The sequence below is a fragment of the Streptomyces sp. NPDC001744 genome, from assembly GCF_042892575.1.
In the GTDB taxonomy this organism is placed as follows: Bacteria; Actinomycetota; Actinomycetes; order Streptomycetales; family Streptomycetaceae; genus Streptomyces.
This window is the reverse complement of sequence record NZ_JBIAUG010000043.1, coordinates 1-13,850: the sequence shown is the minus strand read 5'-3', so window position 1 is coordinate 13,850 and position 13,850 is coordinate 1. Positions and strand designations below refer to the sequence as shown.

Sequence of the window (13,850 nt, the reverse complement as noted above, 5' to 3'; positions counted from 1 at the left end):
ACGCGCAGACGGCCGCCTACGGTCACTTCGGCCGTGAGCTGCCCGACTTCACCTGGGAGCGCACCGACCGCGTCGACGCCCTCAGGAACGCCGCCCGACTCTGACCCCCGGGCCCCGCGAGGAGGCGTCCCGGAACCCCCGCCGGCCGTGGCGGAGCGCGACGACCCCGGCGCCGGACCCACCCGACAACAGACCTCCCCACAGCCCCGGAGGAAACCAGTGACCATCAGTGACGTCTCCCCGGTCCGCGCCCAGGACCGCGCCGCGGAGCTGGCCGACATCAGGGCCCGGGCCGTCGCCGGACCCGGCCCGGAAGCCACCGAACGACAGCACGCCAAGGGCAAGCTGACGGCCCGGGAACGCCTGGAGGCGCTCCTCGACGAGGGCTCGTTCCACGAGATCGAGGCACTGCGCCGGCACCGCGCCACCGGATTCGGCCTGGAGGGCAAGAAGCCCTACACAGACGGGGTCGTCACCGGCTGGGGCACCGTCCACGGCCGGACCGTCTTCGTGTACGCGCACGACTTCCGCATCTTCGGCGGCGCCCTCGGCGAGGCCCACGCGCAGAAGATCCACAAGGTGATGGACCTCGCGGTGTCCGCCGGCGCCCCGCTGGTCTCCCTCAACGACGGCGCGGGCGCCCGCATCCAGGAGGGCGTCACCGCCCTCGCCGGCTACGGCGGCATCTTCCGGCGCAACACCCGCGCCTCGGGGGTCGTCCCGCAGATCTCCGTGATGCTGGGCCCGTGCGCGGGCGGCGCCGCGTACTCCCCGGCCCTGACCGACTTCGTGTTCATGGTGCGCGGGACCTCGCAGATGTTCATCACCGGCCCGGACGTGGTCCGCGCGGTCACCGGCGAGGAGATCACCCAGAACGGGCTCGGCGGCGCCGACGTCCACGCGGCGGTGTCCGGCGTGGCGGCCTTCGCCTACGACGACGAGGAGAGCTGCCTGGAGGACGTGCGCTTCCTGCTGTCGCTGCTGCCCTCCAACAACCGGGAGACCGCGCCCCGCGAGGAGACCGGCGACCCCGCCGACCGGCGCAACGACGTCCTCCTCGACCTCGTCCCCGCCCACCCGAACCAGGCGTACGACATCCGCGCGGTCATCGAGGAGATCGCCGACGACGGCGAGTACTTCGAGGTCCAGCCGGCCTGGGCGCAGAACGTGGTCTGCGCCCTGGCCCGCTTCGACGGCCACGTCACCGGGATCGTCGCCAACCAGCCGGCCGCGATGGCCGGAGTGCTCGACATCCACGCGAGCGAGAAGGCCGCCCGCTTCGTCCAGTTCTGCGACGCCTTCAACATCCCGCTGGTCACCCTCGTGGACGTACCCGGCTTCCTGCCCGGCGTCGACCAGGAGCACAACGGCATCATCCGGCACGGCGCCAAGCTGCTGTACGCGTACTGCAACGCCACCGTCCCCCGGGTCCAGCTGATCCTGCGCAAGGCGTACGGCGGCGCGTACATCGTCATGGACTCGCGCTCCATCGGCGCCGACGTCTCCCTGGCCTGGCCCACCAACGAGATCGCGGTGATGGGCGCCGAGGGCGCCGCCAACGTCATCTTCCGCCGGGAGATCGAGGCGGCCGAGGACCCGGACGCCGAGCGGGCGCAGAAGATCAAGGAGTACCGGACCGAGCTGATGCACCCCTACTACGCGGCCGAACGCGGCCTGGTGGACGACGTCGTCGACCCGGCCGAGACCCGCTCCGCGCTCATCGGCGCGCTCGCGATGCTGCGGACCAAATACGCGGACGCCCCGTCCCGCAAGCACGGCAACCCCCCGGTGTGACCCCACGGGGCGGGCCGGCGCCGCGCGACCGCCGGACGGCGGCGGCACAACGGCCCCGGCCCCGCCCGGCCGGGTTCGACCCGCGTCCCAGCGGGGCTTGAGCGCCCCCGCCTAGGGTGGGACGCATGAAGGCTCTCGTCCTCTCCGGAGGCTCCGGTACCCGCCTGAGGCCCATCACCCACACGTCGCCCAAACAGCTGGTGCCCGTGGCGAACAAACCGGTTCTCTACTACGTGCTCGAGGACATCGTGGCCGCCGGCCTCACCGAGGTCGGGATCGTGGTGGGGGAGACCGCCGACGAGATCCAGGACGCGGTCGGCGACGGCTCGAAGTTCGGGCTGCGGGTGACCTACCTGCCCCAGCACATGCCCCTCGGCCTCGCGCACGCCGTCCTGATCGCCCGGGACTTCCTCGGCGACGACGATTTCGTGATGTACCTGGGCGACAACTTCGTCGTCGGCGGCATCGCGGGGCTCGTCGACGAGTTCCGCGCCGAACGGCCCGACGCCCGCATCCTGCTCACCCGGGTCCCCGACCCGAGCGCCTTCGGCGTCGCCGAACTCGACGCCGGGGGACGGGTGGTGGGACTCGAGGAGAAACCCCTGCAGCCCAAGAGCGACCTCGCCCTCGTCGGCGTCTACCTCTTCACCCCGGCGGTCCACGAGGCCGTGCGCGCCATCAAGCCCTCCTGGCGCGGCGAGCTGGAGATCACCCACGCCATCCAGTGGCTGATCGACCACCGGCGTGACGTCCGCTCGACCACCATCCGCGGCTACTGGAAGGACACCGGGAACGTCACCGACATGCTGGAGGTGAACAGGACCGTCCTGGAGGGGATCGAGGCGCGCACCGAAGGCAGCGTCGACGGGGCCAGCGAGGTGATCGGCCGGGTCAGGATCGAGGCGGGCGCCCGGATCCGGGGCTCCCGCATCGTCGGCCCCGCCGTCATCGGCGCCGGCACGGTGATCAGCAACTCCTACGTCGGCCCCTACACCTCGATCGCCGACGGCTGCCGGATCGAGGACACCGAGATCGAGTACTCCATCGTGCTGCGCGACGCCCGCCTGAGCGGAGTGGGCCGGGTCAGGGCCTCCCTCGTCGGCCGCAACGCGACCGTCACCCAGGCCCCACGGGTGCCCTCCAGCAACAGACTCGTGCTGGGCGACCACAGCGAGGTGCAGATCGCGTCATGAGTACCACATCCCTCCTCGTGACCGGCGGTGCGGGCTTCATCGGCTCCCACTACGTCCGCACCCTGCTCGGCCCGCACGGCGCCGACGACGTGACGGTCACCGTCCTCGACAAGCTCACCTACGCCGGACACCTCGGCAACCTGGCCGCCGTCGCGGACGACGACAGGTTCACCTTCGTGCGCGGCGACATCTGCGACGCCCCGCTGGTGGGCGAACTGGCCGCAGCCCACGACCAGATCGTGCACTTCGCCGCCGAGTCGCACGTCGACCGCTCCATCGCGGGCGCCGCCGACTTCCTCCACACCAACGTGACCGGAACCCACACCCTGCTCGACGCCGCGCTGCGGCACGGCGTCGGCACGTTCGTCCACGTCTCCACCGACGAGGTGTACGGCTCGATCGACACGGGTTCCTGGCCGGAGACGGCCCCCGTCAGCCCCAACTCCCCCTACGCGGCCACCAAGGCGTCCAGCGACCTCATCGCCCTCGCCCACCACCGCACGCACGGCCTGGACGTCCGGGTCACCCGCTGCTCCAACAACTACGGCCCCCACCAGTACCCCGAAAAGGTCATCCCGCTGTTCATCACCGCCCTCCTGGCCGGGGAGACGGTTCCGCTGTACGGCGACGGCGGCAACGTCCGCGACTGGCTGCACGTCGACGACCACGTGCGCGGCATCGAACTGGTACGCCGCGGCGGCCGCGGGGGCGAGGTGTACAACATCGGCGGGGGCACCGAACTCACCAACAAGGAGCTGACCGGTCTGCTCCTGGAGGCGTGCGGAGCGGGCTGGGACAGCGTGCGCCACGTCCCCGACCGCAAGGGCCACGACCGGCGCTACTCCGTGGACCACACGAAGATCACCGAAGAGCTCGGCTACCGCCCGGTCAGGGACTTCCCCACCGGCCTGGAGGAAACCGTCGACTGGTACCGCCGCAACCGGGGCCTGTGGCAGGACCCGGCGGCCTGAACCCCTCCGGCGGCAACGCCGCCCCGCCGCACGCCGGCACGAGCCGGATTCCGGGCTCCGCGCGGTACGGAGCGACCGCTTCACGCGGTGGGGAACGACAGGGAGAACGGCGCCGTTACGGAGCCGGCCGACGTTTCCCGGCCGCTCCGCCCGCCGGCGGGGCGCACAGCCGTACGGCCCGCCCCGGGCACGGAGACCGCGTCCCGAACGCGTGCTCGGGCGTACCCACGCACGGTGGTGAGGACCGGACAGGAACGCCCCGCACGCCCTACGCTGCCGGCGTTCGGCCGTCTTTTCCAGGAAGAGTTCATCGGATGACTGAGAACCCGTCCGTACCCGGACCGCGCCGGGACATGGCGATGCACAACGGCTGGTGGGCCACGGGCTGGGAGCACGTCCTGCCCCGCCAGGGCATGCCGCTGACGATGCTGATCTCCACCGCCGGCCGGTACGGCTTCACCGGCACCCCGGACGACCTCCTGCGGGAGGTCTTCGACGGCCACTGGAAACTGCTCGGCGGCGACCTCGACGCCCCGCTCACGTTCGCGTGGCCCGACGGGGAGTGGGACCACACCGAGGCGCCGGAGGGCCGCGAAGCGTTCGAGGCGAATCACCGGGAGGAGTTCGCGGCCGTGCTCACGACCGCCGGCTTCCCGGTCCCCACGACCGTACGGGAGCTGTCCGAGCTCTACCTGACCTGGGGCCTGGCCCACCGCGAGGAGACGCCGGACGGCCCCCGGTGGTCGATGCCCGAGGTCCTGCCGCTGCCCGAAGAGCTGCTGCCCCTGGACGCCGAACTCGCCGGGCGGATCGGTTCGGTCCGCCGGTCGATGCGCGCCGATCCGCTCGTCGGCAGGCTCGTCACGCACCTGACCGACGACCTGGGCGGACCGCGGGAGGTCCTCACGTCCCTCGACCGCCTGGCCGCCGCCACCGGCCAGGACGCCGACGACGTCCGTCTCGCCCTGACGGAGCTCGTGGAGTCCGGCGACGCCCTGGTGTGGCGCGGGCAGGAGCGGGCGGACCCCGAAAGGCTGGAGGCGCACCGGCGCTTCCGCCTGGTCATGGACTGGGACCACTACCACGAGGCCCGGACGGAGCCCGACGTCGAGGCCGGCGTGTGACGGCCGCCGGGCACGGCCCGGGGAGGAAGCCGGTGCCGGCCGCGCCCGGAGAGCCGGGCGCTCGCCCGGCGCGCCGCCGGAGAACCCCGCTCCCCGCGCGTGCGAGGAGCGGGGAAGACGGGGCGTCACGCTCCGGGAGACCGGTGCGCGACGGCGGTCCGGAAGCGTGGAACCGTACCGTTACTTGCGCAGCTGGCGCCAGGTGGACGGCCCGACGATGCCGTCCGCCCCGATGCCCCGGGCGCGCTGGAACGACGTGACCGCGGTCTTGGTCGCGGGGCCGAACTGCCCGTCGACCGTCACGCCGTAGCCGTGGTAGCCGAGGAGGCACTGGATTTCCCGGACCCGGTCGCCGGTGGCTCCCTGGCTGATCACGACGTTCCACGCCCAGCTGTAGCCCGCGGTGAGTCCCTCGTAGTCCACGCCCACCCGCCAGGAGACGGAGCACGCCGCCTGCGCGGAGAGCGTCGTGGCGTTCCGCTCCACCCCCGTCGCGGCGGTCGCCGTACCGGGGCCGGCCAGGACGGCTCCGAGAGCGAGGGCGGAGCAGACAGCCGCCCCGGTGAACGCGCCACGAAGACGCGGCGAGGAGGAATTGCCCCGCTGCAGCCCATTGAGCATGTCTTCTCCTTGATCGGCCGAGCATGTCGTCGTCGGTCAGCCCGAGGTGGTCTGACGCGGCGACACACTGGCACGGCGGGAGGACGCCGACCAACGGCTTCGGCCTCTTCCGGACAGGCCGAAGGTGTCCGGCCGAAGTCTTGCCCGCCCGCACATCGTGATTTTCCCGTGGTGAGGTCCGCCGGGGCCCGTCGGGGAACGGCGCGTGCCCGCTTCCCGCTCCGGCCGCGATACGAGCCAGGTGGGTCCCCGTGTCCGAGGGGCGTGCGGGACGCGTGGAGCGCATGCGCCCCGTGCGCCTTCCGGGCCCGGTCGTCGCACCGCTCTCCGCCCGGAAGCGGGAGAAGTCCGGTCACCGGGCCGAAAAGCCTTGATCGTTCCCGCGTGGACGGCCGTCAACTTGGCCGACCCCGCGTCATGGGGGTGCGGGGAGTTGTCCGAGCGGCAGGCGGTGGGCACCGCGCCACGATGCTCCTGCCCCCTGCCCCCTGCCCCCTGCCCCCTGCCCCCTGCCCCCTGCCCCCTGCCCTCCGGCCGTGCGGTCAGGAACCGTCCCGGCGTACGCACTCGATCAAGTAGTCACCCGATTCGGGGTCGAGGGTCACCCCGTGCGCCTCGCTGTGGAAGCCGGGGAACTCCCGGTCGAACGCTTCCAGCGCCCCCAGGTAGCGCAGCAGCGGCCCGTCCGGCTCGCCGAGGGACTCCCCGGGCATCAGCACCGGGATCCCGGGCGGGGTCACCGTCACCATCGCGGCGGCGATCCGGCCCGGCGCCTCGGCCAGCCGGAGCCGTTCGGTGCCTCCCCGGACGAGCCGCTGGTAACAGCGCCGGGGAGGCTCGACCGGCTCGGGCAGTTGCTGGAAGGCGGCGTCGAGGGAGGCGATCAGCTCACCGCGGGCCAGGTGCTCGTGCATGTCCTGGCACAGCTCGCGCAGCGTCCGGTCGCCGTACCGGGCGGGGTACCGCTCCACCAGTCCGGGCAGCACCCGCTCCAGCGGGGCGTCGGAGTCGTACAGGGACTTGAAGTCCATGAGGGCGTCCATGAGGGTGCCCCACTTGCCCTTGGTGATGCCCATGGAGAAGAGGATCAGGGTGGTGTAGCTGTCGGTCTTCTCCACCACGATGCCGCGGTCCGCCAGGTAGGCGGTGAGGACGCGGGCGGGGATGCCCCAGGACGAGGTCTCGCCGGTCGCGGTGACGCCGGGGCAGGTCAGGGTCACCTTGACCGGGTCCAGCATGCAGTACCCCTCGGTCAGGCCCTCGAAGCCGTGCCAGGCGGCGCCCGGTTCCAGCAGCCAGCACGCGGGCTCGCCGCGCAGCAGCGCGGCCGGCGCGTCGGCGAAGGGCACGGACGCGCCCGTGGCCGGATCGGTGACGGTGTCCGGCTGCCAGACGCCGAAGAACCAGTCGGGCCGGTCCGCGGCCTCGGCGATCCGGCGCCCGACGCGTACGACGGCCTGCCGGAAGCGGACGGCCTCGGTCACCGCCTCGTCGATCAGCCACTCTCCCTGGGGGCCGTCCATCATGGCGGTCGCCACGTCGAGGGAGGCGATCGCCGGATAGAGGGGCGAGGTGGTGCCGTGCATCATGAACGCCTCGTTGAAGCGCTCGTGCTCGACGGGCGCCCGGGGCGACGACCTGACGTGGACCATGGCGCTCTGCGACAGGGCCGCGAGCAGCTTGTGGGTGGACTGGGTGGAGAACACGGTGGGCCGGTCGGCCTCCGGGAAGGTGTCCGGCCCGACGGCCATCCCGTAGCGCCCGGCGTACAGGGGGTGGAAGCGGGCGTACGCGAACCACGCCTCGTCGAAGTGGAGGCGCGGCGTACTCGGGGCGAAGGCCCGGGCCACCGCGACGCTGTCGTAACACAGCCCGTCGTAGGTCGAGTTGGTCACCACGGCGTACTGGGCGTCCGGGGAGACGGCCCCGGCCGTCAGGGGGTTCGCGGCGACGCGGGAGGCGACGGACCCGGGCGCGACGGCACGGGGAGGCAGGGGGCCGGCGAGACCGTAGCCGTTGCGGGTGGGCACCAGGTAGACGGGCCGGGCGCCCGAGATGACCAGGCCGTGCAGGACGGACTTGTGGCAGTTCCGGTCGACCAGGGCGATCTCGTCGGTGGTGACGCTGTAGTGCCCCACCATGCGGTCGGCCGTCGAGTTGCCGTGCAGGACGAAGTACGTGCGGTCGGCGCCGAAGACGCGGGCGGCGTTGCGTTCGGCGGCCCCGATGGGCCCGTTGTGCTCGAAGAGGGAGCCGAGTTCGCCGACGGAGATGGACAGGTCGCTGCGGAAGAGGCGCTCGCCGAAGTAGTCGAAGAAGGCGCGGCCGGTGGCCGACTTGAGGAAGGCGACGCCGCCGGAGTGGGCCGGGGTGTGCCAGGAGTACTCGTGGGCGTCGTCGAAACGACGGAGCGCCTTGAAGAAGGGCGGGAGGATGTCCTGGTGGTAGGCGCGTGCCGCGGCCGCGATCCGTCCGGCGATGAAGGAGGCGGTGTCCTCCAGGGGCCAGACGTAGCCGACGACGGCTTCCGAGACCCACAGCGGCAGCCGTTCGAGATCCTGGTCGGAGTCGTCGTTCATCAGCAGGAAGACCGGCATGTGCTTCCAGCGGCGCTGGATCTGCCGCAGCACCTCGGCGCCCCCGCCCTCGCCCTCGCCGCTCGGGTCCGTCCGCCCGTCGGGGTCGTTCCGCGGGCCGCCGGGCAGGTCCCAGGCGACGACCGCGGCGGCCAGCCCGGCCTCGGTGCGCAGGGCGGCGCGGGCCTCCCGGGCGTCGGCGGCCCAGCGCGGTTCGAGTCCCCGGTTCGCCAGCTCTTTGCCGATGTGGCGCACCTGCTCGGTGCCGATGCCGCCGGTCAGGGGGGTCTCGCGCAGTGCCAGCAGGACGCTGCTGTGTGTCATGGGTGTGTCTCCCGGGAAGGCGCCGGCGTGCTGTACCGGTCGGCTGCGCCACAGTCTCGGGGGTGGCCGTGGGGGGGAGACGGCATTTCCTGTCGTTTCACCCGGGAGGGGTACCGGTTCCCTCGTCCGCTCCACGGGCCCGCCGACACGGGAGGCGGCGACGTGTCGTCCGCCGGGCGGCCCGATGCCGTGCGCGCGGCGGACGCGGTACGGACGCCGTGCGGCAGCTGCGCCCGGCGCGGGTGACGCGGCTCGAGGAGAGACGCGGAAGCATCTATAGACCACAACAATAGCTTCTATCCCCAGAGGCTCTTGGACACTATAGGTAGAGGTCATGCATGGTGGATCTCACCAGCCCACCAGGGCCGGCCATCATCCGGAGGGAGTGACCATGCAGGACCTCACCGAGGGCGTCGCCCGTTTCCAGCGGGATGTCTTCCCGGCCAAGGCGGAACTCTTCGCCCACCTTGCCGGGCATCACACGCCGCACACGCTCTTCATCGGCTGTTCCGACGCCCGTGTCGTGCCCGAGCTGATCACCGGCACCGAGCCGGGCGAGCTGTTCGTCATCCGCACGGCGGGCAACCTGGTGCCCGCCCACGCCCCCGGGGCCGACGGCGTCGCGGCGAGCATCGAGTACGCCGTCGCCGCGCTGGGCGTGAAGGACATCGTGGTGTGCGGTCACTCCGCGTGCGGCGCGATGACCGCCCTCGCCGAGGGGCACGACCTCAGCGGCGCCCCGGCGGTCGCCACCTGGCTGCGGCTCGCGGACGCCTCGGTGGCCCGCACCGCCGCCGACGGAGACGTTCCCGCCCTCGTACGGCAGAACGTGCTCGCCCAGCTGACGAACCTGGCCACCCATCCCTCGGTCGCCAAGGCCCTGGCGGAGGAGAGGATCGCCCTGCACGGCTGGGTCTTCGACATCCCCACCGGCCGGGTCGAGGACCTCACCGCCGCAGGCCGCGCGCTCGCGGCCTGACCCGCCGGGTCCGGGCCTCCGCCCGCGTCGGCCGCCGGGTCCGGGCCTCCGCCCGCGTCGGCCGCCGGGTCCGGGCCTCCGCCCGCCGACGGCCCCGTCCGCCCCACCGGTGGCCTGCCCCCTCCGCCCCACCGACCCGCCGTTCCCGCCCTTCCGCGCGGACCGGCACCCCCACACAGAAGGAACCTCCCTCATGACGCACGCCCAGTTCACCCCCGCCGCCCGCGAAGCCCTCGCCGCCCGGGCCGTCGAGGCCAAGATCCGCAAGGACCTCTCCTGGCAGCAGATCGCCGACGCCTCCGGCCTGTCCGTGGCGTTCACCACCGCCGCCGTCCTCGGCCAGCACGCGCTGCCGGCGGAGTCGGCCGAGGCCGTGGCCGAGCTCCTCGGCCTGGACGACGACGCGGTGATGCTGCTCCGGACCATCCCCACCCGCGGCTCGATCCCCGGCGGCATCCCCACCGACCCGACGATCTACCGTTTCTACGAGATGCTCCAGGTCTACGGCACCACCCTCAAGGCCCTGGTCCACGAGGAGTTCGGCGACGGCATCATCTCCGCGATCAACTTCAGGCTCGACGTGAAGAAGGTCGCCGACCCCGAGGGCGGCGAGCGCGCCGTCATCACCCTGGACGGCAAGTACCTGCCGACCAAGCCCTTCTGACCGCCGCCGTCGCGGCGCCACCGACGGGTGGCAGCGGGGCGGGCCGGACGACAGGCGTTCCGGCCCGCCCCGCCTCCTCCCCGAACCCCGCGGAACCGCCTGCCGGCGGCCCCGCACCCCCTCGCACCTTCGGAGGACCCTCCATGGACTTCGTCCAGCGCACCATCGACATCGCCCGCCGGAACGTCGCCGAGGGCGGCCGCCCGTTCGCGACCGTCATCGCCAAGGACGGCGAGATCCTCGCCGAGAGCCCCAACAAGGTGGCCCAGACCGGCGACCCCACCGCCCACGCGGAGATCCTCGCCATCCGCGAGGCATGCACCAGGCTGGGCACCGAGCACCTGACCGGCACCACCATCTACGTCCTCGCCCACCCCTGCCCGATGTGTCTGGGCTCCCTGTACTACTGCTCCCCGGACGAGGTCGTCTTCCTCACCACCCGCGACGCCTACGAGCCCCACTACGTCGACGACCGCAAGTACTTCGAGCTGAACACCTTCTACGACGAGTTCGCCAAGCCCTGGCAGGAGCGCCGTCTGCCGATGCGCCACGAGGCGCGCGAAGAGGCCGTCGAGGTGTACCGCTTCTGGCAGGAGCGCAACGGCGGCGAGCGCCGCGTCGCCGGTGTCCCCGTCGCCTGAGGACCACCACCGACCCGGCCTGGTGGGCGGCCCCGGGCCATCCGGTCGGCACGCGCCGCGCCGGCGGACCGGACGCGGTCGACCGCGGCGGCGCCGAGGGTGCCGCCGGTACCGCCCCGGGGGAGGCGCGGCCGGATGGCCGGGGCACCGGCGGTCCGATCCCCGAACCGGGAACGCCGCCTCCGTCCGCCGGCGCCTCGCCGCCCTGTCAGGAAGCGGCGACGGAGAGGTGGTAGGTGGTGTCGACCCGGAAACCGTCGCCCGTGTCCGCCTTGATCTCCAGGACGTACTGGCCGGGGGCCAGCGGAGCCAGGGCCGACCACAGGCCCCAGGCGACTCTGGGCACGAGCCCGGCGCGGAACCGCGGCGAGGTGTACTCGTGCAGTGTCAGTGGGGTCCCGTTCAGGAACGCCGTGGCCTCGGCGACGTTCATCATCGCCGGACGGGAGGAGAGGAGGGCGGGGCGCTGGGTGTTGAAGACGGGGAAGAAGACCGGACGGCCGACCGGGACGGAGCAGCGCCGTACCACCCGCCCGCCGTAGGTTCCCGCCAGGAACCAGACGTCGTCGGGCTGCTGCCAGTCGGCGAACTCACCCGTCTCGTCCAGCACCGGACTGCACGCGTCGGGCGCGGAGAACGCCCACTGCCACCACCGCGCCGCGAGCCTGCCCCCCTCCTCGGCGTCCAGCTCCCAAGCGCCCTTCTGTCCCGTTGCGCCACCCATCCCGCCCGCCCCTTGCCCATGAACGACTTTTCGAACGCGTGAACTGTATCGGTGTCGGGAGCGGTCCCGTCGACGCGGGTCGGGTTCCACGGACCGGCGCGCGGCGGTGACGAGACCCTCTCCGGGGCCCGGCAGGCACTGCTCCCGGCGGGAAGCACCCGACCCGAACGCCGGCCGGACTACAGACCGCGGCAGATCCCGCGAGCCCGGTCCAGTTCCTGCCTCACCGTCGCGTCGAATTCGAACACCCGGGCGTGACGTTCCTGCGAACGGCGAACGGCCTGCGCCAGCTCCTTGTACCGGGCGTCGCCCGCCGCCGCCGAAGCGGAGAGCGCACCGGCTGCCGCGTAGCGGTTGAGGGCGATCTCACCGGCGGGGCCCTTGTCCGTGTACTTCTCCGTGTCGAACCCGGCGAGTGCCTCGCAGGCGGCACGCGCGTCCGCCGCAGGGGTCCCGCCGGAGCCGGAGCCGGAGCTCAGCGCCCATGCGGCGCCCGTCCCCGCGGCGCCCAGCACGAGCCCGGCGACGAGGGAGAGCACCACGGTCCTCGTACGCGTGCCGGACTGCGCGCGGGACGTCGAGGAGGGAACGAGGGGCACGGAAGGCTGCTGTGGCTGCATCCGGCCAAAGGTAACGTGACCCGCTCACGGCCCGGACAGGGGGGACCGGTGCGCGGCCCCGGCGGCTCCCGGCGGCGCCCCGGCCGCCCGCTCGGCGAACTCCCGCGCCCCCGGCCCGCATCCGGGCCGCCCGGAGCCCGGGGCGGGCACGAGACGGAGCCGGCCGACGGCGGGGTCGTGCCCGACCGGGTCGCCCGGCTCCTGGAAGTGCAGCGCCACGGGAACGCCGGCCCGGTACGCGTCCAGCCCCGCGCGGCAGTAGCCGACCATCGGCTCCGGCAGAGCACCGAACGAGAACCAGCCCATGCCGTCGCACACCGCGGGTTCCCTGACCTCCGGTGTCCCGGTCCAGTGGCGGACCTCGAAGAAGAACCCGACGCGCGCGTTCCCGCCGGGGTCCCGGTGGTGCACGGTGACCGCGCCGCGCACGTCGTCCGGTTCCACCACGAGCCCCGTCTCCTCGTACGTCTCGCGCACGAGCGCGGTGACGACGTCCTCGGCGGGGCCGTCGACGTGACCGGAGGGGAAGTGCCAGTGCCCCGCCGCGTAGACGGCGCCGGCCCGGCGCGACAGCAGCACCTCCGGCCCCTCCTCCCCGTCGTGGACGGCGATCAGGTGCACGTCCACCGGCACCGTGTGCCGCTCACCGCCGCTCAACGTCCCCAGCCCAGCTCGCTGTAGGAGCGACCGGCGCGGATCCCCTCGATCGCGACACGGGTGTAGGGGACGACCGGATCCGGCAGATCCTTCGCGTTCCACCACTCCCAGGCGAGGCACCGGTCGGGTTCGCGCACCTCGGGGATCCCCTCCCAGCGGCGGGGCCGGAAGAAGAGCTGGATCCCCGGCCGGGCGCCGGGCCGGTCCACCACGTGCAGGGTGCGGACGAGTTCGAGATCGGCCGGATCGATGACCAGACCGGCCTCCTCGAACGCCTCGCGGACGAGGCCGGCGGTCGCCGCTTCCGCCTCCAGGTGACCGGCGAGCACATGCCACAGATTCCCCGCGTACGCGGAGTCCGGATGCCGCAGTCCCAGCAGGACCTTGCCCCCGCGCTCCAGGTAGAGGTGGACGCCGACCACGTGCGGCACGGTCCCGGCCGGGGCCCCGGCCGGCTCCGGACGAGTGGTGTCCTGCGGGGTCCCCGGTTCGGTGCGGCCGCCGGAGGTGCGTACGAGGCCGCCGGTGGCCCGGTGCGGGATGTGCGGGATCCGCCCCCGGCGGTCGGTGACAACGGCACCGCGGGTGACGTGTCCGGGCGGAGTCGTGCGCGCGGACACGTCGACGGGCCGCTCCGGCACGGTGAGCAGCCCGGTCGGGGCATCACGCCCGTCAGGGTGGAGCGCGGGGCAGGTCTCGACGGTCTTGCGGATCGCGGAAGAACTGGGTGGCACGAGCGTCATCTCGCCTTCGACGTGGGAGCGGTGCTGCGGAAGCGGGCCGACGGGTCAGTCTGCGGTCTCGTGGTCGGACGGCCGGGCGCCGCGGGGGCCGGGAACCGCGCCGGCGGCGGGCGCGTGCCCGTATTGGGCGGCCTGGGCGGTGAACATGCCCTGGTACAGGCCGCCCGCGCGGGCCATGAGGTCGTCGTGGGTGCCGTCCTCGACGACGCGTCCCCGGTG

Annotated in this window: 13 protein-coding genes; 7 read left to right on the top strand and 6 right to left on the bottom strand. The window is 73.0% G+C overall.

All coding sequences use genetic code 11. From position 1 onward, the window contains the following. Positions 1 to 219 precede the first annotated feature (219 nt). The 4 genes from ACFYZY_RS29675 to ACFYZY_RS29660 all read left to right on the top strand — a co-directional run bounded on the left by ACFYZY_RS29675 (position 220) and on the right by ACFYZY_RS29660 (position 5,082). Positions 220 to 1,794 (top strand): acyl-CoA carboxylase subunit beta, encoded by a 1,575-nt coding sequence (locus ACFYZY_RS29675; RefSeq protein ID WP_388700306.1) that lies wholly within the window; start codon positions 220 to 222, stop codon positions 1,792 to 1,794. Between the two features lie 125 nt (positions 1,795 to 1,919). After that, positions 1,920 to 2,987 (top strand): glucose-1-phosphate thymidylyltransferase, encoded by a 1,068-nt coding sequence (locus tag ACFYZY_RS29670; RefSeq protein ID WP_388700305.1) that lies wholly within the window; start codon positions 1,920 to 1,922, stop codon positions 2,985 to 2,987. Next, positions 2,984 to 3,958, top strand: a complete 975-nt coding sequence (gene rfbB, locus ACFYZY_RS29665; protein WP_388700303.1) for a dTDP-glucose 4,6-dehydratase — start codon at positions 2,984 to 2,986, stop codon at positions 3,956 to 3,958. Before ACFYZY_RS29670 ends, rfbB begins: the two co-directional genes overlap by 4 nt. A 314-nt stretch (positions 3,959 to 4,272) precedes the next feature. Continuing rightward, on the top strand, positions 4,273 to 5,082 hold the full coding sequence (locus ACFYZY_RS29660) for a DUF6042 family protein (protein ID WP_388700302.1): 810 nt from the start codon (positions 4,273 to 4,275) through the stop codon (positions 5,080 to 5,082). Between the two features lie 180 nt (positions 5,083 to 5,262). Here ACFYZY_RS29660 and ACFYZY_RS29655 read toward each other — a convergent pair whose 3' ends face one another. Beyond that, positions 5,263 to 5,703, bottom strand: coding sequence for a peptidoglycan-binding protein (locus tag ACFYZY_RS29655; protein ID WP_388700300.1), 441 nt, complete (start codon positions 5,701 to 5,703; stop codon positions 5,263 to 5,265). Between the two features lie 542 nt (positions 5,704 to 6,245). Then, a complete protein-coding gene (locus ACFYZY_RS29650) occupies positions 6,246 to 8,603 on the bottom strand; it encodes an Orn/Lys/Arg decarboxylase N-terminal domain-containing protein (RefSeq protein ID WP_388700298.1) in 2,358 nt (785 codons plus the stop codon). A 391-nt stretch (positions 8,604 to 8,994) separates the two neighbouring features. On the opposite strand from ACFYZY_RS29650, the gene ACFYZY_RS29645 reads away from it, so the two are divergent. The 3 genes from ACFYZY_RS29645 (at position 8,995) to ACFYZY_RS29635 (ending at position 10,887) form a co-directional block, all read left to right on the top strand. Next, positions 8,995 to 9,582: a carbonic anhydrase gene (locus tag ACFYZY_RS29645; RefSeq protein ID WP_388700295.1), complete on the top strand. Its 588-nt coding sequence runs from the start codon at positions 8,995 to 8,997 to the stop codon at positions 9,580 to 9,582. A gap of 193 nt (positions 9,583 to 9,775) precedes the next feature. Then, positions 9,776 to 10,246: a cyanase gene (gene cynS / locus ACFYZY_RS29640; RefSeq protein ID WP_388700292.1), complete on the top strand. Its 471-nt coding sequence runs from the start codon at positions 9,776 to 9,778 to the stop codon at positions 10,244 to 10,246. Positions 10,247 to 10,389: 143 nt separating this feature from the next. Beyond that, on the top strand, positions 10,390 to 10,887 hold the full coding sequence (locus ACFYZY_RS29635) for a nucleoside deaminase (RefSeq protein WP_388700290.1): 498 nt from the start codon (positions 10,390 to 10,392) through the stop codon (positions 10,885 to 10,887). A gap of 208 nt (positions 10,888 to 11,095) precedes the next feature. Here the strand turns inward: ACFYZY_RS29635 and ACFYZY_RS29630 are convergent, their stop codons facing one another. The 4 genes from ACFYZY_RS29630 to ACFYZY_RS29615 all read right to left on the bottom strand — a co-directional run bounded on the left by ACFYZY_RS29630 (position 11,096) and on the right by ACFYZY_RS29615 (position 13,631). After that, positions 11,096 to 11,611 (bottom strand): hypothetical protein, encoded by a 516-nt coding sequence (locus ACFYZY_RS29630; RefSeq protein WP_388700286.1) that lies wholly within the window; start codon positions 11,609 to 11,611, stop codon positions 11,096 to 11,098. Between the two features lie 179 nt (positions 11,612 to 11,790). Then, positions 11,791 to 12,231, bottom strand: coding sequence for a hypothetical protein (locus ACFYZY_RS29625; RefSeq protein ID WP_388700283.1), 441 nt, complete (start codon positions 12,229 to 12,231; stop codon positions 11,791 to 11,793). Between the two features lie 24 nt (positions 12,232 to 12,255). Beyond that, positions 12,256 to 12,888, bottom strand: coding sequence for an NUDIX domain-containing protein (locus ACFYZY_RS29620; RefSeq protein WP_388700281.1), 633 nt, complete (start codon positions 12,886 to 12,888; stop codon positions 12,256 to 12,258). Beyond that, the gene (locus tag ACFYZY_RS29615; RefSeq protein ID WP_388700279.1) at positions 12,885 to 13,631 is read right to left on the bottom strand and encodes an NUDIX domain-containing protein; all 747 of its coding nucleotides are present in this window, start codon (positions 13,629 to 13,631) and stop codon (positions 12,885 to 12,887) included. Before ACFYZY_RS29615 ends, ACFYZY_RS29620 begins: the two co-directional genes overlap by 4 nt. Positions 13,632 to 13,850 lie beyond the last annotated feature (219 nt).